The 23,259-nt window shown below is 68.1% G+C and carries 18 protein-coding genes; 6 read left to right on the forward strand and 12 right to left on the reverse strand.

Annotated features, from left to right (window positions below):
* The first annotated feature begins 81 nt into the window (after window positions 1-81).
* The 4 genes from prmC (at window position 82) to metK (ending at window position 5,124) form a co-directional block, all read left to right on the forward strand.
* Window positions 82-933 carry a peptide chain release factor N(5)-glutamine methyltransferase gene (gene prmC, locus IE191_RS02775; protein ID WP_229815088.1) on the forward strand — a complete coding sequence of 284 codons (852 nt, stop codon included), beginning with the start codon at window positions 82-84 and terminating at the stop codon, window positions 931-933.
* Window positions 934-1,142: 209 nt separating this feature from the next.
* Window positions 1,143-2,084: a DUF4167 domain-containing protein gene (locus IE191_RS02780; protein WP_191322821.1), complete on the forward strand. Its 942-nt coding sequence runs from the start codon at window positions 1,143-1,145 to the stop codon at window positions 2,082-2,084.
* 146 nt (window positions 2,085-2,230) lie between these two features.
* Window positions 2,231-3,865 carry an apolipoprotein N-acyltransferase gene (lnt, locus tag IE191_RS02785; RefSeq protein ID WP_191322822.1) on the forward strand — a complete coding sequence of 545 codons (1,635 nt, stop codon included), beginning with the start codon at window positions 2,231-2,233 and terminating at the stop codon, window positions 3,863-3,865.
* Window positions 3,866-3,906: 41 nt separating this feature from the next.
* Window positions 3,907-5,124, forward strand: a complete 1,218-nt coding sequence (gene metK, locus IE191_RS02790; protein ID WP_191322823.1) for a methionine adenosyltransferase — start codon at window positions 3,907-3,909, stop codon at window positions 5,122-5,124.
* An 88-nt stretch (window positions 5,125-5,212) separates the two neighbouring features.
* On the opposite strand, the gene IE191_RS02795 is transcribed toward metK, so the two are convergent.
* The 12 genes from IE191_RS02795 to IE191_RS02850 form a co-directional block, all read right to left on the reverse strand.
* Complete coding sequence (locus tag IE191_RS02795; protein ID WP_191322824.1) at window positions 5,213-6,538, reverse strand: family 1 glycosylhydrolase; 1,326 nt, start codon at window positions 6,536-6,538, stop codon at window positions 5,213-5,215.
* Between the two features lie 17 nt (window positions 6,539-6,555).
* The gene (locus IE191_RS02800; protein WP_191322825.1) at window positions 6,556-7,416 is read right to left on the reverse strand and encodes an alpha/beta hydrolase; all 861 of its coding nucleotides are present in this window, start codon (window positions 7,414-7,416) and stop codon (window positions 6,556-6,558) included.
* 83 nt (window positions 7,417-7,499) lie between these two features.
* Window positions 7,500-9,716, reverse strand: a complete 2,217-nt coding sequence (locus IE191_RS02805) for a TonB-dependent receptor (protein WP_191322826.1) — start codon at window positions 9,714-9,716, stop codon at window positions 7,500-7,502.
* An 89-nt stretch (window positions 9,717-9,805) separates the two neighbouring features.
* Entirely contained in the window at window positions 9,806-10,639 is an 834-nt protein-coding gene (locus IE191_RS02810) for a fumarylacetoacetate hydrolase family protein (protein WP_191322827.1), read from the reverse strand.
* A gap of 44 nt (window positions 10,640-10,683) precedes the next feature.
* On the reverse strand, window positions 10,684-11,583 hold the full coding sequence (locus tag IE191_RS02815; protein WP_191322828.1) for a VOC family protein: 900 nt from the start codon (window positions 11,581-11,583) through the stop codon (window positions 10,684-10,686).
* Window positions 11,580-12,014 (reverse strand): GlcG/HbpS family heme-binding protein, encoded by a 435-nt coding sequence (locus tag IE191_RS02820; protein ID WP_191322829.1) that lies wholly within the window; start codon window positions 12,012-12,014, stop codon window positions 11,580-11,582. Before IE191_RS02820 ends, IE191_RS02815 begins: the two co-directional genes overlap by 4 nt.
* On the reverse strand, window positions 12,014-13,537 hold the full coding sequence (locus IE191_RS02825) for a bifunctional 3-(3-hydroxy-phenyl)propionate/3-hydroxycinnamic acid hydroxylase (protein WP_191322830.1): 1,524 nt from the start codon (window positions 13,535-13,537) through the stop codon (window positions 12,014-12,016). The genes IE191_RS02820 and IE191_RS02825 overlap by 1 nt, the downstream gene beginning before the upstream one ends.
* Window positions 13,538-14,770 carry an amidohydrolase family protein gene (locus tag IE191_RS02830; RefSeq protein WP_191322831.1) on the reverse strand — a complete coding sequence of 411 codons (1,233 nt, stop codon included), beginning with the start codon at window positions 14,768-14,770 and terminating at the stop codon, window positions 13,538-13,540. It abuts the gene before it with no gap.
* A gap of 119 nt (window positions 14,771-14,889) precedes the next feature.
* A complete protein-coding gene (locus IE191_RS02835) occupies window positions 14,890-15,807 on the reverse strand; it encodes a LysR family transcriptional regulator (protein WP_191322832.1) in 918 nt (305 codons plus the stop codon).
* Between the two features lie 70 nt (window positions 15,808-15,877).
* Complete coding sequence (gene thrS, locus IE191_RS02840; protein WP_191322833.1) at window positions 15,878-17,872, reverse strand: threonine--tRNA ligase; 1,995 nt, start codon at window positions 17,870-17,872, stop codon at window positions 15,878-15,880.
* A gap of 225 nt (window positions 17,873-18,097) precedes the next feature.
* Complete coding sequence (locus tag IE191_RS02845) at window positions 18,098-19,411, reverse strand: glycosyltransferase family 39 protein (protein WP_191322834.1); 1,314 nt, start codon at window positions 19,409-19,411, stop codon at window positions 18,098-18,100.
* Between the two features lie 79 nt (window positions 19,412-19,490).
* A complete protein-coding gene (locus IE191_RS02850; RefSeq protein WP_191322835.1) occupies window positions 19,491-21,014 on the reverse strand; it encodes a fumarate hydratase in 1,524 nt (507 codons plus the stop codon).
* 165 nt (window positions 21,015-21,179) lie between these two features.
* On the opposite strand from IE191_RS02850, the gene IE191_RS02855 reads away from it, so the two are divergent.
* Together IE191_RS02855 and IE191_RS02860 are read left to right on the forward strand one after the other, a co-directional pair.
* Complete coding sequence (locus IE191_RS02855) at window positions 21,180-21,779, forward strand: protein-L-isoaspartate O-methyltransferase family protein (protein ID WP_229815063.1); 600 nt, start codon at window positions 21,180-21,182, stop codon at window positions 21,777-21,779.
* A 5-nt stretch (window positions 21,780-21,784) separates the two neighbouring features.
* Window positions 21,785-23,248, forward strand: a complete 1,464-nt coding sequence (locus tag IE191_RS02860; RefSeq protein WP_191322836.1) for a TolC family outer membrane protein — start codon at window positions 21,785-21,787, stop codon at window positions 23,246-23,248.
* Window positions 23,249-23,259: the final 11 nt, after the last annotated feature.

A 23,259-nucleotide genomic window follows, 5' to 3' on the forward strand; every position in this document is an offset into this window, starting at 1 on the left:
GAGAACGCAGCAAAAGCCCCCTCCTCTTCAGAGGAGGGGGTTGGGGGTGGTGGAAGCCACGCACGAACCGTCCGCCAAGCGCTGTTCCAAGCCGCACAAACCCTCGCCCCCACCAGCGGCACCGCGCGCCTCGATGCCGAAGTGCTGATGGCCCATGCGCTGGGATGCACCCGCACCGATGTGCTGCTGCGGCAGATGGATGCGCCCGAGCCGGCGGGGTTTGCCGTGCTGGTGGCGCGGCGGCAGGCGCATGAGCCGGTGGCCTACATCACCGGCACCCAGGAATTCTATGGCCTGGAACTGGCCGTAAGCCCGGCCGTGCTGATCCCACGCGGCGACAGCGAGACCTTGATCGAAGTGGCGCAGCGCGCGCTGGAAGGACGCCCCCCGGCTCGGATTCTCGATCTCGGCACTGGCTCGGGCGCGCTGCTGCTGGCGGCGCTTTCGCTGTGGCCCCAGGCCATGGGCACGGGCATCGAGCGATCCGACGCGGCGCGCGTGGTGGCGGCGGGCAATGCGCTGCGGCTGGGGCTGGACGCGCGCGCGCGGATGCAGCCGGGCGACTGGACCAAGCCCAACTGGGCCGTGGCGCTGGGCCGGTTCGACCTGATCCTGGCCAATCCGCCCTATGTGGAAGAGGCCGCGCCGCTCGATCCCGATGTGCGCGATTTCGAGCCGGCCAGCGCGCTGTTCGCCGGGCCTGACGGCATGGCCGACTATGCCGTGCTGGTGCCGCAACTGCCTGATCTTCTGGCGCCGGGCGGGCTTGCCGTGGTGGAAATCGGCTGGCAGCAGGGCGCCGCCGTCATGGCCCTGGCGCAGGCCCATGGCCTCTCCGCTCGGGTTCATCCCGATCTTGCCGGGCGCGACAGGGCTGTGGAAATCACGTTTTGTCCCAACATTTCGCTTGGCAAGCCGCCCGGCGATCACTAATTGTCCCCCTAGGCAGGGCGACGGATGAAGGCTTCCCGTCCCGGCCGACTCCACCATTTGCGCCCGCATCGGCCCTCTTGCAGGGGCTTCCGGCTGGCAGATGCTGGGAATCTGCGCACCCGCGCGTTGCGGGCGCGTGGCGGAGGGTTGCGCGGCGACAGGATCAGCACAAGATACCGACAGCCGCCCCAAACAAGGACGTGCCTGAGTTGAACAACAATCGTGGGAACAACCGCCGGCGCGGCCGCGGTAACAACCGTCCGCAAGGTGGCGGCCAGCAGCTCAACCGTATCGACAGCCGCGCCCGGGGCAATGCCCCGCAGTTGCTCGAAAAGTATCGCAAGATGGCGCAGGATGCCCACCTCAACGGGGATCGCGTCCAGGCCGAATACTATCTGCAATTTGCCGATCACTATTTCCGCGTGATCGCCGACACCCGGCTGCGCCAGGAAGAAGCCCGCCAGCGCCACAGCGGCAATGGCGAGCGCTGGAACGAGGGCGAGGCCGAGGACGACGGCATGGACTTCTCGATCGAAGGCGATTTCCCCGCGTTCGATCGTCCCTATGTCCGCCGCGAGGAGCGCGAAGCGCGCAACCAGGATCGGCCGGAACGGTCCGAACGCCAAGAGCGCCCGGAACGTCAGGATCGCCCCGAACGGCAGGACCGCAGCGAGCGCGCCGACCGGGGTGACCGCCAAGACCGCAACGCCGATGGCGATCGTGGAAACGATCGCGGTTCGCCCCGCCGTCGCTTCGAGGAACGCCGCCCGTCCGCCCAGGCCGCCGCGCCGGGCGAGGCCGTGGCCGACCAGCCCGTGCCGCTCGAAGGCGTGCGCGCCGACGAAGGCGAGCCGGTGACCGACGGCAGCGACAACCCGTTCATCCGCGAAAGCCGCAGCCCGCGCGGGACGCGCCAGCGCACCGAGCGCCGTCCGCGCCGCAGCGCGCCGGCCAGCGAAGGGCTCGATCCGGCCAGCCTGCCGCCCGCCATCGGCGTGCGCAGCGAACCCGCGCCGGCCCCGGCAGCCGAAGCCCCGGCACCTGCTCCGGCTCCGGCCGCCGAGCCTGCCCCTGCGGCCGAAGACGCGCCGGCGCCCAAGCGTCGCGGCCGCCCGCGCAAGAACCCCTTGCCGGAAAGCGCCGAGGGCTGAAACCCGGCCAGGTGAAAACAACGAGAAGGCGCCCGCATCCCGGGCGCCTTTTTCGTATGCAGCCGCGCCGCTTGCCCTCGAGGGTGGCCTCGCTCTGCCGCAAGCGCGCTTGCCCTCCCCCGCCGGCCGCCGCATAGAACCGGGCAATGAAGGCCTGGCTCCGCTCCCGTTTCGCCGCGCTGCTCGCGCTGGGTGATGATCGTCTGTCCCGCCGTGGAGAAGTGGCCGTGCTGGTGGGTGCCGGTGGCCTGGCGGCGCTGGGCTTTGCCCCGCTGGGATGGTGGCCGCTGACCCTGCTCGGGCTCGCCGTGCTGGCGGCGCGGATGCAGCGCGCGCGCGGGGCATGGCAGGCCCTTCTGGTGGGCGAGCTGTGGGGCTGGGGCCACTTTTCGGTGGGCAATGGCTGGATCGCCACGGCCTTTACCTATCAGGCGCAGATGCCGGCCTGGCTGGGCTGGATCGCGGTGCTGCTGCTGGCGGTCTATCTTGCGCTGTTTCCCGCCGCTGCCACGCTGGGCGCCTGGTGGCTGGGGCGGCGCTGGCGCGCGGCGCCGGTGCCGACGCTGGCCGCGCTGTGGATCGTGACCGAATGGGCGCGCGGCTGGGTCTGCACCGGCTTTCCGTGGAACCCGCTGGCGGCCACCGCGCTGGGCGGGTTCGATCGCCCCGGCCTTGCCCGTGCGCTGCCCTGGCTGGGCACTTATGCGCTTTCGGGGCTGGTCGTGCTGCTCGCCGGTCAATGGCTGTTTGCCTTGCGCGCCGGGGCGCAGCGCCGCTGGGGCCTGGCCGCCGCGCATCTTGCCCTGCCGGCCGTGCTGTTCCTGCTGCCGCTGGGCGGGCAGAACGCGGTGGGCACCGTGCCGTTCACTCTGGTCCAGCCCGATATCGGCCAGGACGAGATCAACGACGCCACCCGCTATGAAGCGCAGTTCCAGCGGCTCGCCGCGCTCAGCCTGCCGCGCCAGCCGGGGCAGCGGCGCCTGGTGCTCTGGCCCGAAAGCGCGGTGCCCGATTACCTGCAACCGGGCTATCCCCGCGCCTGGTATGCCGGCACCACCTATGGCGGCGATCCGGGGCTGGCGCGCGCGCGCATGGGCCGGGTGATCGGGCCGGGCGCACTGCTGCTGACCGGGGCGGTGGACATGACGTTCCCGCCAGATGCCGGGCCGGCGACCATGCCGATCGGCGCCTGGAACGTGGTCACCGCGCTCGACAGCCAGGGCACGATCCGTGCCAGCTATGCCAAGGCGCATCTCGTGCCTTATGGCGAATACCTGCCGATGCGCGGCCTGCTCACGCCGCTCGGCCTCTCACGGCTGGTCGCCGGCGATTTCGACTACTGGTCCGGACCGGGGCCGCGCACGCTGGATTTTTCGGCGCTGGGCCTGCCGCGCGTGGGCGTGCAGATCTGCTATGAAATCGTCTTTTCCGGCCAGGTGGTGGACCGCGCGCATCGCCCCGCGCTGCTGTTCAACCCCACCAACGATGGCTGGTTCGGCGCCTGGGGCCCGCCGCAGCACCTGGCCCAGGCGCGGCTGCGCGCGATCGAGGAAGGGCTGCCGGTGCTGCGCGCCACCACCAACGGCATTTCCGCGGTGATCGACGCGCGCGGCGGGGTGCGCGGGTTTGTCCCCCGCCACGTCGCCGGCCGGCTCGAAGGATTGGTGCCCCCCGCGCTGGCCCCTACGCCGTTTGCGCGAATGGGCAACATATTGCCGCTTTTGTGGGCCGCAGCGCTTCTTTTGGCCGCGCTGGTTGCCTCGCGCCGCCGCCCGCGCTAGAGGCGGGACATAAAGATTGCTTTATATCGGACCCTTTGCCCATGCGCAGCGATTACCTGTTCACTTCCGAAAGCGTCTCCGAAGGCCATCCCGACAAGGTGGCGGACCAGATCAGCGACGCCATCGTCGACCTGTTCCTGAGCAAGGACCCCGAAGCCCGCATTGCCTGTGAAACCCTGACCACCACCAACCTGGTGGTGCTGGCCGGCGAGATTCGCGGGCGCGGCATCATGGACACCAGCGGCGAATGGGCGCCCGGCGTGCGCGAGGAAGTGGAAGCCGTGGTGCGCGCCACGGTCAAGCGCATCGGCTATGAGCAGGATGGCTTCCACTGGGAAACCTTCCGCTTTGAAAACAACCTGCACGCGCAATCGGCCCACATCGCGCAGGGCGTGGACGCGGGCGAGAACAAGGACGAAGGCGCCGGCGACCAGGGCATCATGTTCGGCTTTGCCTGCGACGAGACGCCCGATCTGATGCCGGCGACGCTGGATTACAGCCACAAGATTCTCCAGCGCCTGGCGCAGGACCGCCATACCGGCGCGGCCCCGTTCCTGGAGCCCGACGCCAAGAGCCAGGTGACCCTGCGCTTCCAGGATGGCCGCCCCGCCGCCTGCACCGCCATCGTCGTCTCCACCCAGCACAAGCCGGGCTATGACGAAGGCGCCAAGGATGCCGAGCTGAAAGCCTGGGTGAAGCAGGCCGTGGCCGCGGTGATCCCGGCCGAGCTGCTGTCGGACCAGACGGTCTATCACATCAACCCCACCGGCAGCTTCGAGATCGGCGGCCCGGATGGCGACGCGGGCCTGACCGGGCGCAAGATCATCGTCGATACCTATGGCGGCGCGGCGCCCCATGGCGGCGGCGCGTTTTCGGGCAAGGATCCCACCAAGGTGGACCGTTCGGCCGCCTATGTGACGCGCTATATCGCCAAGAACATCGTCGCGGCGGGCCTGGCCAAGCGCTGCACGATCCAGGTGGCCTATGCCATCGGCGTGTCGCAGCCGCTGTCGCTCTATGTCGATACCCATGGCACCGGCACGGTGGACGACGCTGCGCTGGAACGCGCGGTGGAAGCCGTGGCCAAGGCGCGTCTGGGCGGCCTGACCCCGCGCGGCATCCGCACCGGGCTCTCGCTCAACAAGCCGATCTATGGCGTGACGGCGGCCTATGGCCACTTTGGCCGCACCCCCGAAGGCGATCTGTTCCCGTGGGAACGCACCGACCTGGTGGACGATCTCAAGGCCGCGCTGGCCTGATCGGCCGTTTATCGAACATTGAAAAAGCCCGGCTGGTGCTGTGCCAGCCGGGCTTTTTCATGCCTGCGATCTTTTCAGAGCCGCGAAATCACACGCGATTGGCTCGTGCGATCGCCCCCAGCACCGCCGCGCTGGGCTTGGGGGTGCGGGCGAAGGTGACCGGGTCATAGCTGGCCAGGCCGAACTTGGGCTTATAGCCGAAGATCCATTCGAAGTTGTCGATCAGGCTCCAGTGGCAATAGCCGAGCACCGGCACGCCATCGTCGATCGCGGCTTTCAGGTGGGTGAGTGCGGCCGGAATGAACGCGGCGCGGATGCTGTCGTCATCGGTGCCCACGCCATGTTCGCTGACCAGGATCGGCACGCCGGTGGCCGCGTGGGCATAGCGCACCGCGCCCGCCAGCGAGGGCGCCCAGACTTCGCTGCCCGACCAGTTGACCACCGATCCGGCCGGCGCCGGCAGGCGGCCCTGCGGCCCCCACAGCGCGCGCTCATAGTTCTGCACGCCAAGGAAATCGTCGCCCTTGGCCACTTCCAGCCAAGTGCCGTACATCTGCTGGCGGCGCATGTCGCGCTGCGAACCCTGGCCCACCGCCTGGTCATCCATCATCGCCAGCGAGAAGCCCACCGGCAGGCTGGGCGCGGCCGCCTTGATCGCCGCCTTGCCGGCCTTGTGCGCGGCGAGCAGCCCGCGTTGCAGATCGGGCAGATCGTCCTTGCCCGCCACGTTGGCGCAGAGGAAGCGCGGCACGCCCAGGCGCTTGGCAGCGGTTTCCAGCGTCAGCTTCTGGATGTCCCACAGTTGCGGCGGCACATTGGCGTTCTGCAACAGCAGCAGGATGTTGGGTTCGTTGAAAGTGATCGCGGCGTGGATGCGGTCCGCGAAGTGGCGGGCGGCCTTGTCGGCAAAGCGCGCGAACAGGCTCGCGCTCTCCGGATTGGCCCAGCCACCTTTTGCGGAAAACCAGCGCGGCGCGGTAAAGTGGCTGAACGTGACCACCGGGGCGAGGCCGCGCGCGCGGCAGCCGTCGATCACGCGGGCATAGTGATCAAGCATGGCCTGCGAGAACAGGCCCTTCTCCGGCTCGATCCGCGCCCATTCGATGCCGAAGCGATAAGTGTTGAGGCCCATGCCCTTGGCAAGGTCGAGATCCTGCTCCCACAGCAGCAGGCTGTTGGCCGCATCGCCCGACGGCGCGACGAACACGGTGGGCTGCTGGTTCTCGATGAACCACAGATCGCTGGCGGTGTTGTTGCCCTCGATCTGGTGCGGCGCGGTGGAGGCGCCCCACAGGAAGCCCTGCGGGAACGTGGGCGCAGCGGCAGCCTTTGCTGCCTTGGCAACCTTGCCCAGAGCAGGCGAGCTGGCAGCCAGCGCGGCGGCGCTGGCGATCATGGTGCGGCGATCAAGCATCGGGAAATCTTTCTGTTTCAGGCGCAGGTTTCACGCACGAAGGCCACGATCTCGTCAGCCAGGCGGCGATCGGCGGTGCCCAGGTGCATGGCCATGGAATAGTGGTTGTGGCCCGAGGCGACATGCGCGCGCGGCATGGTGCCGTGGCGGGCCAGGCGATCGGCCATCAGGCCAAGGTATTCGGCCTGGAACCGGGGCGGATCGAATTCGGCAATCGCCACCAGCAGCGGCAGCGCGGTGGTGGCCATGGCTTCACGCGGGGCGCGCGCGGCATAGCTTTCGGCCGGGCCGTAATAGGCCATGTCACGTTCATCGAGCGGGGTATGGCCATAGAGGCCCGAGAGCAGCACCGCCCCGCGCACGGCGAGATCGGGGCGCAGCCGGATTGCCCCGGCCACGTGGACCGCGCCGGCGGACGTTCCCATCAGCACGATGCGCTGCGGATCGCCGCCATGATCGGCGACATGGGCCACCAGCCAATCAAGCGCGGCGAGCACGTCTTCCGAGCCGGCCGGCCAGGTGTGATCGGGCGCCAGGCGATAGTTGATCACCGCGCCGATCAGGCCGGCCTGCGCGGCCATGCGGCCGACCGAGGCATTGGGCCAGGTCTCGGCTTGGCTTCCACCCTTGTCCCCGCGCAGGAAGCCCCCGCCATGCACGAAGACCAGCACCGGCTTGAGCGCGCCGTCTGCCGCGCCATAGAGATCGAGCCGATGGCGTTCGTGCGGGCCATAGGCCAGGTCGGTGGCCGCCGCCGGCACGGCCCGGACCAGCGCCGCCTGCTCGGCATCGTAGAGCGCGCGCACCCGGCCCAGCAGATCGGGCGTGAGCGTGGTGCCCATGGCGGCAATCGCGGCACGGGTCGGTTCAAACGGCATGGCGACTTTCTCTGGACAGGGAACGGACAGGGCCGCCCCGCATGGACTTGCGGGGCGGCCTGGTGTGGGCTGACGCTACCAAATCAGAACTTGCCGTCGAGCGACAGGCCCACCGAGCGGAACGACTGCGGGCCATAGATGGCGCCAGTGTTCGCCTCGGCCCCGAACGGGAAGCTGGTCTGGATCAGCGAGGGTTCGTGAACGTTGAACAGGTTGCGGGCGAACACCGCCAGGGTGAAGCGTTCGTCGGCGGTGCGCACGCCGATCCGGCCACCGGTGATCCAGTGCGGGCCGAAGGTGGAGCCGGCATAAGAATTGGCTTCATACCGCAGGCGCGACTTCCACACGCCGTCGACTGCCAGGAAGCCCTTGAGATCGTGGCCCACGTCGTGGGAATATTCGCCCGCAGCGGTGAACTTGAACTCTGGCGCATAGGCAAGTTGGGTGCCGCCGATGTCGGAACCGTCGGTGCCGATATAGCCCTTGGGATAGGTCGCCTTGGACCAGATGAACCCGGTGTTGAGCGACAGATCGCGGTTGATCTTGCCGAACAGGTTGATTTCCGCCCCGCGCGACTTGACCCCGTCGATATTGGTCTGAACGCACGAAATGACCGTGGTGACCTTGTCTACCGTGCACTGCTGCGCCTGGAAGTTCTGGATCTTCTGATAGAACAGGCTGGCATCGAGCACCCAACTGCGAAACAGCGTGGTCTTGAAACCCAGTTCATAGGACGTGGGGATTTCCGGCAGGACGATATAGGGATCGGCATCGGACGGCGTGGCGATCTGCCCGCCCTTGAAGCCGCGCGCCACCGTGGCGTAGGCCATGGTGCGCGGATCGATATCGTACTGGACGCCACCCTTCCACGAAACCTTGCCCATGTGCAGGCGGGTGGTGGAGGCAATGGCGGTGCCGGCATCGTTCTGCAACTGCAAGGACAGCACGTCGTCGGTGTAACGACCGCCGGCAATCAGGCGCAGTTTGTCGTTCACGTGAACGGTCATCTGTCCAAACGCGGCGATCGATTCGTCGCTGACTCGATAGGCATTGACCGGCGTCGAAGGAACCGACTGGCCGAACAGCACCACGGTCGCGCCTTCTTGGCCGCGATGTTGAATCTGGCGCGAATAGAACCCGCCCACGGTATATTCCACCGTCTGGTTGGCCGGCGAGGACAGGCGCACTTCCTGGGTGACCAGATCAAGCGGACGGTCGACGTAGGAGTTGTGGACATTCACCGGCAAAGTGTCTGCACGAAACACATTGTAGGCCACGCCCGAACCTTGTTCGTGTGAACCGCGATAGGCACTGATCGAAGTCAGCGTGAACGGCTCGAACTGGTAGTCCAGTTGCAGCGAGGCACCGCCGCCGTAGGTACGATCGGTATACTGTTCAGACGTGCAGTAGTTGCGGTTTCCAGTGCCCGGCGTGACGCCACACGCGGCCAGCGCATCGGCAAAGGTCTCGCTGTGCAGGAAGGTGAAGAAGTTGCCGCCGTTGGTGGTGCGGGTATCGGAATAGTCGCCGATCAGGTTGACCGTCAGCTTGTCGGTGGGTTCCCACAGCAGGTGGGCGCGGCCGCCCATGGTCTCGTTCTTGTCATACTTGCCAGTGGTCACGTTGTAGTCCGGCCCCTGGCGCAGGTTGGCATAGCCGGCCACGCGGATCGCGGCGTTATCGGCGATCGGCACGTTGGCCACGCCCTGGACCACCTGGTTGCCCGATTGCGATCCGGCAAAGCCAGCCGCCGACAACTCGGTGCGCATGCGTACCGAAACCTTGCCGAATTCGGGCTTGTTGGTGGTGATGTTGATCACCCCGGCCGAAGTGGTCAGGCCGAACAGGGTGCCCTGCGGACCTTTCAGCACTTCGATGCGGGCCACGTCGAACAGGTCGGAAATGTTGGCATTGCCCTGGCTGACCTGGTCGACCACCACGCCGACCGAGGCAACCGCGCCGGGCGAGAAGGTCTGTGTGCCGATGCCGCGGATCGCGCCGCCGCCACCGGTGTTCTGCCCCGGCGCGGACTGGATTTCCAGGCTGGGGGCAATGCGGTTCAGGTCGTTGACGGTGTTGACCTGCTGGCGTTCGAGCTGGCTGGCATCGGCGACGGTGATCGAGATCGGCACTTCCGTCACCTTTTCGGCGCGGCGCTGCGCGGTCACGACGATGGCGCCGTCGGACGCGGCATCCGTCGCCTGAGGGGCAGCGGGCGCGGCCGTCTGGGCCAGGGCGGGCGTGGTGAGCACGGCCAGGGAAAGTCCGGTCAGCAGGGCGGTTCTATGGCGCAAATTCATGGTTCTTCTCTCCCCAATGGGCATGTGTTTATCGGTCCGCGCCCGCCGTTATGCGGGCGCGGTGGCATGGATGGGACGGGTCGGGTGGATCAGATTTCGTCGATGACCGGGTTGGTCAGCGTACCGATCACGCCCACGGAAACCTCGCAAACATCGCCGGCCTTCATGTAGAGCGGCGGCTTGCGCTTATCGCCCACGCCGCCCGGCGTGCCGGTGACGATGACATCGCCCGGCTCCAGCGGCGTGAACGTGCTGCAATATTCGATCACGAACGGGATATCCCAGATCATGTCGCTGATCGGCTGGTCCTGGACCAGTTCGCCGTTGAGGCGGGTCTGCACGCGCTGGCTGGCAAGATCGTCGATCTCGTCGGCCAGGACCAACGCCGGACCGAACGCGCCGGTGGCGGGATAGTTCTTGCCCGGCGTGAACTGGATGTTGTGGCGCTGCCAATCGCGGGCCGAGCCATCGTTGAAGATCGAGAAGCCGGCGACATGGGCCATGGCATCGGCCCGCGCGATGCGGCGCCCGCCCTTGCCGATGACCACGGCGAGTTCGCCTTCATAGTCGAACCGTTCGGTCTCGCGCGGGCGCACCAGCGGTTCGCCATCGGCGATCAGGGTATCGGCCCAGCGGGTGAAGATCGCCGGGAATTCCTTCTGCTCGCGGCCGGTCTCGGCCACGTGGGTGGCATAGTTGAGGCCGACGCAGAGGATCTTGGTGGGGTTGGGCACCACCGGCAGCAGGCGGACATCGGCCAGGGCAAACGTGCCCGTGGCGGGCAGGGCGGCCAGGTCCTGGTCGATCACGTCCTTGAGGAAGGCCGGGCCGCCCGCCGCGCCGAGATCGTGCACGGTTTGCCCATCGAGGCGGCCGAAGCTGGGCTGGCCATCGGGGCGGCGGAAGCTGATGAGACGGGTCATGACGTTGGGATCACTCCGGAAAAATTCGGTTCAGGCCCCGAGAATCAGGCCAGATTTGCGGCCGGTGCAGCCGGCTGCCATTCGCGGCGGAAGCGGAAGCGTTCCTCGGCCTTGCGCAGGCCGTCGAAATCCTTGTCGGAAATGCCCCACTGGTCGATGCGATTGGGCGGCCAGGTCCAGTCTTCGGGGGCGCCCGCCTGATAATCGTCGGGCACCTTTTCCACGGCAGTGGAATATTCGATCACCGGGCCGAACGGCGCGATGTAATAGGCATAGACATTGGCGCCCGGACCGTGGCGCCCCGGCCCCCAAGCGGGGGCAAAGCCATGGTCGCGCATGCGGCCGATGCCGCGCATCACCGCATCCAGGTCTTCCATCTCGAACGCGATGTGGTTGAGGCTGGAAAACCCGGCGCGGGCAAAGGCCGTGGAATGGTGGCTGTCGTTGCAGCGCACGAAGACCATGCCCTTGGTGCGGTCCGACACACGGAAGCCGAGCACGTCTTCCACCGCATGGCCCGAGGCTTCGGCATCGGCGGAATTGAACACGATATGGGTGAGCTTGACCGGCAGGTCGCGCCCGGTGATCGGCGCCACTTCGGTGGTATCGACCAGGAAGCGCAGCAACTCGCCTTCGGGCAGTTCCACGATCACGCCATGGCCTTCGCCCGGATCGGCCGAGACCGTGTCGGTCAGCGGCCAGCCGGCCTGCGCCGCCTTGGCGCGGATGCCGGCCAGTTCCTCTGCGGTGCAGACGAAGGTGGTGTGGCGGACGAATTCGGCGTCGGCCTGCTCGAACGCCACGAGATAGGGATAAGGGCCGGAGCCGCGCAGGTAATGAGTCTGCCCGCGCACTTCGCCCGGCGCCATGCCCCAGATATCGAGCATGAAGCGCGCCGCAGCGGCCGGATCGGGCAGCGCCAGTTCGATGCTGCGCAGTTTCATGGGACCATCTCCTGATTGAACCCGGCGGCGCGCAGGCCGGCCAGAACACATTCCTCGTCACAATCGCCGGTATCGCCGCTGGCGCCCACCGCGCCCAGCACCAGGCCCTGCGCATCGCGCACCAGCACGCCGCCGGGCGAAAAGGCGATCTGCCCGCCCAGCGCCACGGTCACGCTCTGGAAAAACACCGGGTTGCCGGCGGCGCGCTGCGCCAGCACGCGGGTATCGGCATCCATTGCCAGGGCGCCGCTGGCCTTGGCGCGGGCAATGTCGAGCCGGGCAAAGCTGGCGCCATCCTCGCGCGCAAAGGCCAGGGGATGGCCCCCGGCATCGACCACGATCACCGCCAGCGGCCGGGCGGCACGGGCGCGGGCACTGGCCAGCGTGGCTTCGATCACGGCCTGGGCCGCAGCAAGGTTCAACGCGGTCATCATGCGGTCTCCAGTGCGAGGCCGAGCGCACGGGCGCGCGCCTCGATCAGATCTACGCCCGTGCCGCTGGCCGTGCCGAACACGCAGTGATCGGGGCGCAGCAGGACGGCATCGACGCCATGGGCATCGAGCCAGGCGGTGACCGCGCCGGCATCGTCGAGCGACGCGGCCACCAGGCGCGTGACGAGGGGAGAGGTTCCCGTCACGCTGTCATCCCGCACGAACAGGCGCCAGCCTTGCCCGGCCACGTCGTCCAGCTTGCGCCCATCGGCCAGGATCGGCTGGATGAAGCGGGCGCCGGCAGCCGGGCTGGGCATGACGAGGCCGGTGGCAATCGCCGGAATCAGGTCATGCGCGGTCTCGCCGGCCTTTTGCGCGGCCGTGGCGCGAATCGCGGCATCGCGGGCGGCGGCCTTGGCCGGATCGAGTTCGCAGATATAGCGCCCGGCGGCCACCGCCGCGCCGATCACCCCGCGCACGTGCGGGTCGCGCTCGGGCTGGTAGGTGTCGAGGATCGCCGGATCGGCGCCGTGGTTGGCGATGGCGTCCATCTTCCACGCCAGGTTCGCCACGTCGCGCAGGCCATGGCACATGCCCTGGCCGAAGAACGGCGGCGTCTGGTGCGCGGCATCGCCGGCCAGGAACACGTTGCCCGCCTGCCAGCGCTCGGCCACCAGGCCATGGAAGCGATAAGTGGCGGCGCGCACGATGGTGTGCGGCACGTCCTTCATCCAGGCGGCGACCAGTTCGCGCACCTTTTCGGGCTGCATCATCGCCTGGTCGTCTTCGCCGGGCAGCAGCATGAATTCCCAGCGGCGATGGTTGCCACGACCGGGCACCACCGTGGCCGGGCGCGCCGGATCGCACATCATCACCGACAGGCGCTGGAGATCGGCATCGGCCGGCACGCCGGTGATCGGCGGGAACGTGACCGGGCCTTCGACTTCGGCATCGACGACCAGCCAGGGCTCCTCGAAATCGAGATCGTCGAGCGCGATGCCGAGCGCCTTGCGCACCGGGCTGCGCGCGCCGTCGGTGGCGATCACCCAGCGCGCGGCCAGGGTGTGGCTGGCACCATCCTGGTCATAGTGCACGGTGACGCCATCGCCCTGCTGCTCCAGCGCAGTGAACGTGGCGCCCAGGCGCAGATCGATCGCGCCATTGTCGGCAAAGGCGGCGCGCAGATGCGCTTCGAGTTCGGGCTGGTAGAAGAAATAGTCGTTGGACCAGCCGAACGGCTTGGGCTTGCCCACCGTGCCCATGTAGCGGATCACGCCGTGATCGGCGCCCACATGCAGATGCCCGTCGGTGGCGACCATGTCGGCCAGCACACGGTCAATCACGCCGGCGGTCTGGAACAGGCGCATCATCTCGTGATCGAGATGGACGGCGCGCGGCAGGGGATAATGCTCCCGCTCCTTTTCCAGCACCACCACCCGCAGGCCGGCACGGCCGAGCAGGTTGGCCGCGAGCGCCCCCACCGGCCCGCAGCCGATCACCGCCACATCGCAACGCTCGTTCATTTACGCGGCCTCAGCAGTGGCAGGCGCCTTGTACAGTGCGCCGCCCTTCATGATCATCGCCAGCCGGGTGGCGTCCTGAAGGATCGCCACGTCCTGCGTGGGATCGCCATCGACCAGCAGCAGATCGGCGAGGAAGCCCTCGCGCACCTCGCCCACGTCCAGCCCCATCAGCTCGCCGCCCAGGCGCGTGGCGGAAACCAGCGCCTCGGCCGGGGTAAAGCCGTAGTATTCGACGAAATGGGCCAGATCGCGGGCGTTGCGGCCATTGGGATTGAACGGGAAGCCATAGTCCCCGCCGATCAGCACCTTGACCCCGGCCGCCTTGAGCGCGGGGACAATGCGCTTTTCGCGCTCCAGCCGGTCGGCGGCGCTGGCCTTCATCGACGCCATGTTGACATGCGGCGGCGGATTGGCTTCCAGCGCGGCCACCGAAACGCCGGGGCCGGGGGCATAGAACGTGGTGTCCTTGGCGGCGATCATCCGCGCCAGGGCGGCCTCGTCAGCATAGGAAGCGTGGTAGATCACCCGCGCACCGGCATCGAGCGCCAGGCCGATCGCTTCAGGGTAATAGGCGTGGGCGGCAATCCACAGCCCGGCCTCGCGGCAGGCTTCGCCCGCCGCCGCCATTTCCTCGTGCGTGTAGAGTACGTGCTGCGCCGTGCCGGGCTTGAGCGCGTCTTCGCCCGAAACGACCAGCTTGATCGACTTCACGCCTTGATCCGCGCAATAGCCGACGAACGCGCGCATCGCCTCGGCACCACGGCCGTTGAACACGTTGCCGGTGTCGACACCTTCATCGCCTTCCGGGCTGCGCTCGATGGTGGAGGGCACGTAGCGCGGGCCGGGCGTTTCGCCCGAAGCGATTGCGGCGGCGAGTTCGGGCTCGATCCCGTCGACCAGTGCGCCGGCCGAATAGAGGCTGGTGAAGCCCTGGTCGAGCAGCACGCGGGCGTTGCGCCAGGCCGCTTCCTTGAGCTGGTCGGGCGGCAGGATGAACTGGTGGTAGATCTTCTCGATCGACGAAGCCCAGGTAAGATGGGCGTGGGCATCGACCAGGCCGGGCATCAGGGTGCGGCCGGCGCCATCGATGCGCGTGTCGCAGGCTTCGCCATCGAGGGCATCGGCCCCGGCGGCGACGCGGGCAATGCGCTCGCCCTCCACCAGCACGCTGCCGGCATAGGGAGCGCTGCCGCTCCCATCGAAAATACTGACATTGCGGATAAGGGTCCGCATCGCTTGCTCTCCCGCGCTGGCGTTGCCCCCGATCAAGGCCCGATGGCCGGGCGCGGTGGGCCGCTGCCGCCTTTTCGCGCAAGTTGTCTATCGGCTCAAAATATTATCTATCTATCTTGCTATAGCTCCTGACTATAGCGGGCCGCCAGCACATCGAGCAGGGCCTGGGCGGCCAGCGACGGCGCCTCCCCCGCGCGCAGGCGCACGCCGATGCTGCGCTGGAACGCAGCCTCGCGAATCTCGATGCCGCGCAGCACGCCGATCGACAGTTCGGAGGCGGCCACCTGACGCGGCAGGATGGTGATGCGGTCGCTCAGCCGCACGATCGCCTTGGTGGTCAGCAGCGAATCGCAGCGCACCACGTTGGCCGGCACCGGCGTCTGCGCGGCGATGAACAGCGCATCCACCTGGCGGCGGAACGCGCCCTGCGCCTCGGGCAGCACCCATGGCAGCGCCGCCACGTCGCGCAGCGACACCGCCGAAGGCAGCGCATCGTGGCGCCGCCCGACCAGGAGGGCAAAGGGATCGCGGGCAAAGGTGCGCTCGGCGAGATCGGGGGGTGGCGCTTCGATCTCGGTGGTGACGAAAGCCAGATCGATCTGGCGCTGGCGCAGCAGATCGACCAGCACGCCATCGGGCCGCTCCACCACGCTGAGCGCGCAAGGGCCGATGCGCGCCTCCAGCCGGCCGATCACGAACGGCAGCAGGCTGACCAGCGCGCCGGGGGTGCCGCCGATGCGCAGCGGCCCGGCCAGGCCGCGCGCCTGGTTGTCCAGTTCCTCCTGCGCGCCCACCAGCACGTGGTGCATCGCCTCGGCGCGCTCGGCCAGCAGCGCGCCTTCGCTGGTGGGACGCACCCCCGTCTGGTGGCGTTCGAACAGTTGCACGCCCAGCCGCGCCTCAAGCTGGGCAATCGCGGCCGAAACCGAAGGCTGGGCAATGTTGAGCACGCGCGCTGCGGCCGAGATCGATCCTTCGCGGCAGACCGTGCGGAACGTGAGCAAGGCACGCGGATCGATGCTGGGGCGCTTGTCCATAGGTGCAAGCTATGGTGCCGAACCGATGTGCGGGCAAGGGCCGGCCCTCGCCCGCACATCAAGCCAATGGTCAGCCGCGCAGATCGGGCGGGGTGCCGTCCTGCCGGATCAGGGCAATCGCCTCGGCCAACGGGAGCACCTGCTGCGCCTGCTCGCCCAGGCGGCGGATGGCGACGGTGCCTTCCTCGGCCTCGCGCTTGCCCACCACCAGGAGGTAGGGCACCTTTTGCAGCGAGTGTTCGCGCACCTTGTAGTTGATCTTTTCGTTGCGCACGTCGCTTTCCACGCGGATGCCCGCCGCGCGCAGCGCCTCGGTCGCTTCCAGGGCATAGCCATCAGCGTCGGACACGATCGTGGCCACCACCGCCTGCACCGGCGCCAGCCAGGTGGGCAGCTTGCCGGCGAAATGCTCGATCAGGATGCCGATGAAGCGTTCATAGGAACCGAAGATCGCGCGGTGCAGCATGACCGGGCGATGGCGCTCGCCATCCTCGGCGATATAGCCCGCGTCGAGCCGCTCGGGCAGCACGCGGTCGGACTGGATCGTGCCGACCTGCCAGGTGCGGCCGATCGCATCGGTCAGGTGCCATTCCAGCTTGGGCGCATAGAAGGCGCCTTCGCCCGGCAGTTCTTCCCAGCCATAGTCCGGCGTGGCGAGGCCGGCGGTGGCCACGGCGTCGCGCAGCTCGGCCTCGGCCTTGTCCCACATTGCTTCGCTGCCAAAGCGCTTTTCCGGGCGCAGGGCGAGCTTGATCGAATAAGTGAAGCCGAAATCCTTGTAGATGCGGTCGGCCAGTTCGCAGAAGGCGCGCACTTCGTCCACGATCTGGTCTTCGCGGCAGAAGATATGCGCGTCGTCCTGGGTGAACTGGCGCACGCGCATCAGCCCGTGCAGCGCGCCATGCGGCTCGTTGCGGTGGCAGCAGCCGTTTTCATAGAGACGCAGCGGCAGCTCGCGATAGGACTTGAGGCCCTGGCGGAAGATCAGCACGTGGGCCGGGCAGTTCATCGGCTTCAGGGCCATCCAGTCGGCCTCGCCGCTGATCACCGGGCCTTCATCGTCGGTGTTGGGCACTTCATCGGGGATCACGAACATGTTTTCGCGATACTTGCCCCAGTGGCCGGACTGCTCCCACTGGCGCGCGTCCATCACCTGCGGGGTCTTGACCTCGCGATAGCCGGCGCCGTCGATGGCGCGGCGCATGTAGGCTTCGAGCTCGCGCCAGATGCGATAGCCCTTGGGGTGCCAGAACACCGAACCGTGGGCTTCCTGCTGGAGGTGGAACAGGTCCATTTCCGCGCCCAGCTTGCGGTGGTCGCGCTTGGCCGCTTCCTCCAGCCGGGTGAGGTGCGCGTCGAGCTGCTTCTTGTTGAGCCAGCCGGTGCCATAGATGCGGCTGAGCATTGCGTTCTTCTGGTCGCCGCGCCAATAGGCGCCCGACACGCGCGTCAGCTTGAAGGCATTGGGATCGAGCTTGCCGGTGGAGGCGAGGTGCGGCCCGCGACACATGTCGAGCCAGTCGCTGCCCGACCAGTAGACCGTCAGTTCCTCGTTTTCCGGCAGTTCGGCCGCCCATTGCGCCTTGAACGTCTCACCCTGCTCGGTCCAGCGGGCGATCAGGTCCGCACGGCTCCACACTTCGCGGCGCAGCGGCTTGTCGGCGGCGATGATCTTGCGCATCTCTGCCTCGATCGCCGGCAGGTCTTCCTCGGTGAACGGGCGTTCTGCCGGGGCGAAATCGTAATAGAACCCGTCGTCCGTGGCCGGGCCGAAGGTGATCTGCGTGCCGGGGAACAGCGCCTGCACCGCTTCGGCCAGGACGTGGGCATAATCGTGCCGCACCAGTTCCAGGGCGTCGGCCTCGTCCCGCGCGGTGACCAGCGCGAGTTGCGCGTCGCCCTCGAACGGGCGGGTGATGTCGAACAGCTCTCCATTCACGCGCGCGCCGATGGCGGCCTTGGCGAGGCCGGGGCCGATCGCGGCGGCGATATCGGCCGGCGTGGTGCCCGGCGCCACTTCACGCAGCGAGCCATCGGGCAGGGTGATCTTGAGCAGGTCTGACATCGGATCTCTCTTGCGGGATATGACGCGCGCCATGGCACAAGTGCCGCGACGCCGAAAGGGGCGGCATCTCGGGTTTCGCGCTATCCGGGAGGAAGATGCCGTTCCGCCCGGACCGGGGCGGCGGCGTTGCGGGGAAAGCCGGTCAGGCGCCCACGCGAACCCACCCCCGGCGCACCGGGGTGGTGGTAGTGAGCGTGGCGAGACGGCTGGCCATGGCCAGGGCCTTTAGCGCAAGGGCAACGCCCTGTCACGCCCGCGCAGCAGATGCACGACCAGCCAGGCGGCCATGATCGCCACGAAGGGCATGGCAGGATAGTGGAAGCGCGATTGCCCGGAAAAGACCATGGCGATCACGCTGGGATAGGCGGCAATGCCATAGGGCAGCAGCCACCAGTCGATCAGCCGCTGCCCGGCGCGGCGGCGCGCGCGGATCATGACGGGAAGCGCCGCCACGAACAGCGCCAGCAGCGCCCAGTACCACGCCTGGTTGGCCAGGCGCAGCGCCAGGAACGCGCGCGGCGCGGCGGCATAGGCGGCAGAGCCGGTTTCATAGGCCCATTGCCCTTCGCCATCCGGCCCCCACAGCCGCACCAGCTTTTGCGGCATCAGCGCGAGGAACGCGGCCGGATGAGCGCGAATCCAGTCCATCCCCAGGCGCCGCGCCTCGGCATCGTAAGCCAGCTCGGACAAGTCGCGGCGCGCGTCGAGCGCATGGACCACCGGGTCATCGGGCGTAAACGTGCCGCGCGCGCTGGCGTTGTTGCCGGTGAGCAGCGTGATACCGCCATTGGTCGAGACCATGACCCAGGCGCCGAGTTCGCGATGGTTGCGCAGCGTCCATGGCGCGATCACCAGCAGCGCCGCCGCCGCCATCACCAGCCCCTGCCCCACCACGCGCGGCAGTTTCGACAAGAGCGCAGGCGCGCGTAGCCAGGCGATGAGCAGCAGCAGCGGCGCCAGGATCAGGCTTTGCGCCTTGACCAGCGTGGCCAGCCCCAGCACGAGGCCGGCCAGCAGCGTCCAGCCCCAACCGCCGCGCTTGGCCCCAGCATCCTGCCGCGTCACCACGATCCAGCACAGCGCCAGCAGCAGCGTGGTGTAGAACACTTCGGTCAGCGCCAGCGGCACATAGAGCACGGCATTGGGATAGACCGCCCAGAGCAGCAGGGCGAGCCGACCGACCGCTTCCCCACCGAGCCGCCGCCCGAGCGCGAGCGTCAACCAGCCGGCCAGCGCGGCGAGGGCAAGGTTGAACAGGCCGACCGCCCAGATCGACGGACCGGACAGGCGAAACACCAGGCTGAGCGCCAGCGGCCAGCCCGGTGGCCAATAGGCGGTGGGCGCACCGTGATCGCCCAGATAGCCCCGGCCATCGGCAAGCATCGCCGCGCGCGAGAAATACCACGCCGCGTCCGACGTCGGCTCCACCGCCGCCAGGATCGCCAGCGCGCGCAAGGCGAGCGCCAGCGCGAACAGCATCGCCACCGTGCGGTGCCCCTGCACCAGCCAGACCCACGCCCTCTGCCCCATCTGCCTCATGGCGGAGGGCCTTAGCATGACGCCGTTAACAAAGCCCCCTCCTGCGCGGCGCACGAGGGGGCTCTACCGTGTGCCGTTTTCAGGCCGGCAACAGGCCTTCGTCGGCAATCTTCTTCTTCCACACCAGCGGGGCGAGCTGGTGGACGTTCTGGCCTTCGCTGTCGACGGCCACGGTCACCGGCATGTCTTCCACGGTGAATTCATAGATCGCTTCCATGCCCAGGTCTTCAAACCCGACGACCTTGGCTTCCTTGATCGCGCGCGCCACGAGATAGGCAGCGCCACCCACGGCCATGAGATAGGCCGACTTGTGCTGGGCTATCGACTGGGTGGCCGCCGGGCCGCGCTCGGCCTTGCCGACGCAGGCGAGCAGGCCCTGGTCGAGCATCATGTCCATGAACTTGTCCATGCGCGTGGCCGTGGTCGGGCCGGCGGGGCCGACCACTTCGTCGCGCACCGGATCGACCGGGCCGACGTAATAGATCACGCGGCCCTTGAATTCGACCGGCAGTTCCTCGCCCTTGGCGAGCATGTCCTGGATGCGCTTGTGCGCGGCGTCGCGGCCGGTCAGCATCTTGCCGTTGAGCAGCAGGCGGTCGCCCTGCTTCCAGCTCTGGACTTCCTCGGCCGTCAGCGTGTCGAGGTTGACGCGCTTGGCCGCGGCATCGGGCGCCCAGTGGACTTGCGGCCATTCATCGAGCTTGGGCCGTTCCAGATAGCTCGGCCCGCTGCCGTCGAGGGTGAAGTGCGCGTGGCGGGTGGCGGCACAGTTGGGGATCATCGCCACCGGCTTGCCAGCGGCATGGCACGGCGCGTCCATGATCTTGACGTCGAGGATGGTGGAAAGCCCGCCCAGCCCCTGCGCGCCGATGCCCAGCGCGTTGACCTTGTCGAAGATCTCGATGCGCAGGCGCTCGATATCGGTCTGGGGCCCGCGCTGCTTGAGCTGGGCCATGTCGATCGGCTCCATCAGCGCTTTCTTGGCGAGCAGCACGCAGTGTTCGGCCGTGCCGCCGATGCCGATGCCGAGCATGCCCGGCGGGCACCAGCCGGCGCCCATCTGGGGCAGCATGTCCAGCACCCAGTCGACGATCGAGTCGCTGGGGTTCATCATCTTGAACTTGGACTTGTTCTCGCTGCCGCCGCCCTTGGCCGCGACATCGACCGTCACCTTGTTGCCCTTGACCATTTCCACGTGGAGCACGCAGGGCGTGTTGTCGCGCGTGTTGCGGCGGGTGAAGGCCGGATCGGCCAGGACCGAGGCGCGCAGCTTGTTGTCGGCGTTGAGATAGGCGCGGCGCACCCCTTCATCGACCACGTCCTGCAACGACTTGTCGGATTCGAGGCGGCAATCCTGGCCCCATTCGACGAAGACGTTGACGATGCCGGTGTCCTGGCAGATCGGGCGGTGCCCTTCGGCGCACATCCGGCTGTTGGTCAGGATCTGGGCGATGGCGTCCTTGGCGGCGGGGCCTTGTTCGGCCTCATAGGCATCGCCCAGGGCGCGGATGTAATCCATCGGGTGGAAGTAGCTGATGTATTGCAGCGCATCGGCCACGCTTTCGACCAGATCCGCTTCCCGGATCGTCACCATTTCCGCCATCGCAATTGTGCTCCTGCTACAGCAATCTGCCAAAGCCCATTACGCCCCGATCAACAGCATGCAAGACGCTTGGCGCGGCGCGGGCAATATTCTAGAGACGCTGGGCAATGGCGTGTGCACCTGCGAAGCGATGCCCACGCACCCGGAACTTGATGAGGAATACCGATGAGCGTGGCAGTAGCTGAGGCAGCCGAGACCGGAATGGTGCGCGAACGCAAGGCCATGATCGAAAGCCAGCTTCGCGTGAGCGGCGTGAACGATCCGGCCGTGCTGGCCGCCTTTGCCGCCGTGCCGCGCGAAGACTTCGTTCCGGCCGAGCGCCGCGCCCTGGCCTATATGGACCGCGCCGTGCCGCTGGGCGATGGCACCGTGCTCGCCCCGGCGCTGACCCACGGGCAGATGCTGATCGCCGCTGCCCCGGTGGCCGGCGAACGCGCGCTGGTGGTGGGCAAGCCCGGCACCTATCTGGCTGCGCTGCTGCGCGAACTGGGCCTGGTGGTTACCGTGGCCAGCCCGGCCGACGATCTCGCCGCGCTGGGCCAGTTCGTGCTGGTCCTGGTCGATGGCGCGATCGAGCAGGCCACCCCCGCCCTGGAAGCGACCGTAGCTGATGACGGCCGCCTGGTGACCGGCCTGGTGGACCGCCGCGTGACGCGCCTGGCGCTGGGCCGCAAGGCAGCGGGCCAAGTGGCGCTGGCCGCGCTGGGCGATGCCGATTTCGCCGTGCTGCCCGAATTCGCCGCCGCCAAGGGCTGGAGCTTCTGAAACCCATGACACGGCAGAGCCGGTGGCGCACGGCGGCAGCGGCCCCCTTGCTGGTGGCGCTGGCGACAACGCCGGGCGCCCCGGCCCTGGCGGATGACCTGCGCAGCGCGCTGACGGCGGCATACCAGACCAACCCCGATCTCCAGGCCGCGCGCGACAGCTTGCGCGCCACCGACGAGAACGTGCCGATCGCGCGGGCCGCCGCCCTGCCTTCGCTGTCGGGCAGTGTCAGCTACAACGAATATGTCGACAAGGGCGGCTCGTATTTCTCCACGAGCTATCCCGACCGGGTGATGGGCCTGGGCGCCAATGCCGGCCTGCCGCTGTACAACGGTGGCGCGGTGAAGAACGGCATCGCGGCGGCCAAGACGCGGGTGGAAGCCGGGCGCGCCAGCCTGCGCGGCACCGAATCGAGCGTGTTCACCAACACCGTCACGGCCTATATGGACGTGATCCGCGATGCCGCGATCGTGGGCCTGCAAAAGAACAACGTGCAGGTGCTGGAGGTCAACCTCCAGGCGACCAGCGACCGCTTCGAGATCGGCGACGTGACCCGCACCGACGTGGCGCAGTCGCGCAGCCGCCTGGCGCTGGCCCGCGCCAGCCTGCGTTCGGCCGAAGCCAACCTGGTGGCCAGCCGCGAAACCTATGTGCGGATCATCGGCCACGCGCCGGGCACGCTGGAAGCGCCGCCGGCCCTGGCCGGCATGCCCGCCAGCGTGGAAGACGCGGTGGACTATGCGCTGGACAACAACCCCGACCTGATCGCCGCGCGCGAGGCCAGCAAGGCCGCCGGCTATGACGTGAAAGTGGCGGGCGCCAGCCGCCTGCCGACGGTTTCGGCCAGCGCATCGACCAACAGCACCAATTACCTGAGCAGCTATCTGCCCGGCGTGCCCAACGCCTATCGCAACATGGTGGCCGGGGTGACCGCCTCGATCCCGCTGTTCCAGGGCGGCGCCCCCGGCGCGCGGGTGCGCCAGGCGCAGGCCACGCAAGGCGCGACGATGGAGCAGGAAATCGGCACCGAGCGGGCCGTGATCGCCACGGTGCGATCGGCCTGGTCGGCCTGGCTGGCGGCCAAGGAAGTGATCGGGCTGAACCAGACGGCGGTGGATGCGGCGGCGCTGAGCCTTGAGGGCGTGCGCGCGGAAAACACCGTAGGCAACCGCACGATCCTCAACATCCTGGACGCGGAGCAGGAATTGCTCAACGCGCAGGTGCAACTGGTGACGGCCAAGCGCAACGAATATGTCGCCGGCTTTGCCCTGCTTTCGGCCATGGGCAAGGCCCAGGCCAAGGACCTGGGGCTGGACGGCGGGGTGCTGTACGATCCGGTGTCCAACTATGAACGGGTGCACCACCGCATCTGGGACTGGGACAGCGACCCTGCGCCGGTGGCCCGCGCAACCGCCACGGTTGACACACCCGCGCAGGATGCGACAATCCCCGACCAGCCGCTGCCCTGATCAATCAGGCC

The sequence above is a fragment of the Novosphingobium pokkalii genome, assembly GCF_014652855.1.
Taxonomy (GTDB): Bacteria; Pseudomonadota; Alphaproteobacteria; order Sphingomonadales; family Sphingomonadaceae; genus Novosphingobium; species Novosphingobium pokkalii.

Bases quoted from the DNA above. Each gene is read 5' to 3' on its own strand.
- lnt (WP_191322822.1), top strand. From the start codon at position 2,231: ATGAAGGCCTGGCTCCGCTCCCGTTTCGCCGCGCTGCTCGCGCTGGGT.
- metK (WP_191322823.1), top strand. From the start codon at position 3,907: ATGCGCAGCGATTACCTGTTCACTTCCGAAAGCGTCTCCGAAGGCCAT.
- IE191_RS02795 (WP_191322824.1), bottom strand. From the start codon at position 6,538: ATGCTTGATCGCCGCACCATGATCGCCAGCGCCGCCGCGCTGGCTGCC.
- IE191_RS02800 (WP_191322825.1), bottom strand. From the start codon at position 7,416: ATGCCGTTTGAACCGACCCGTGCCGCGATTGCCGCCATGGGCACCACG.
- IE191_RS02805 (WP_191322826.1), bottom strand. From the start codon at position 9,716: ATGAATTTGCGCCATAGAACCGCCCTGCTGACCGGACTTTCCCTGGCC.
- IE191_RS02810 (WP_191322827.1), bottom strand. From the start codon at position 10,639: ATGACCCGTCTCATCAGCTTCCGCCGCCCCGATGGCCAGCCCAGCTTC.
- IE191_RS02815 (WP_191322828.1), bottom strand. From the start codon at position 11,583: ATGAAACTGCGCAGCATCGAACTGGCGCTGCCCGATCCGGCCGCTGCG.
- IE191_RS02820 (WP_191322829.1), bottom strand. From the start codon at position 12,014: ATGACCGCGTTGAACCTTGCTGCGGCCCAGGCCGTGATCGAAGCCACG.
- IE191_RS02825 (WP_191322830.1), bottom strand. From the start codon at position 13,537: ATGAACGAGCGTTGCGATGTGGCGGTGATCGGCTGCGGGCCGGTGGGG.
- IE191_RS02830 (WP_191322831.1), bottom strand. From the start codon at position 14,770: ATGCGGACCCTTATCCGCAATGTCAGTATTTTCGATGGGAGCGGCAGC.
- IE191_RS02835 (WP_191322832.1), bottom strand. From the start codon at position 15,807: ATGGACAAGCGCCCCAGCATCGATCCGCGTGCCTTGCTCACGTTCCGC.
- thrS (WP_191322833.1), bottom strand. From the start codon at position 17,872: ATGTCAGACCTGCTCAAGATCACCCTGCCCGATGGCTCGCTGCGTGAA.
- IE191_RS02845 (WP_191322834.1), bottom strand. From the start codon at position 19,411: ATGAGGCAGATGGGGCAGAGGGCGTGGGTCTGGCTGGTGCAGGGGCAC.
- IE191_RS02850 (WP_191322835.1), bottom strand. From the start codon at position 21,014: ATGGCGGAAATGGTGACGATCCGGGAAGCGGATCTGGTCGAAAGCGTG.
- IE191_RS02855 (WP_229815063.1), top strand. From the start codon at position 21,180: ATGAGCGTGGCAGTAGCTGAGGCAGCCGAGACCGGAATGGTGCGCGAA.
- IE191_RS02860 (WP_191322836.1), top strand. From the start codon at position 21,785: ATGACACGGCAGAGCCGGTGGCGCACGGCGGCAGCGGCCCCCTTGCTG.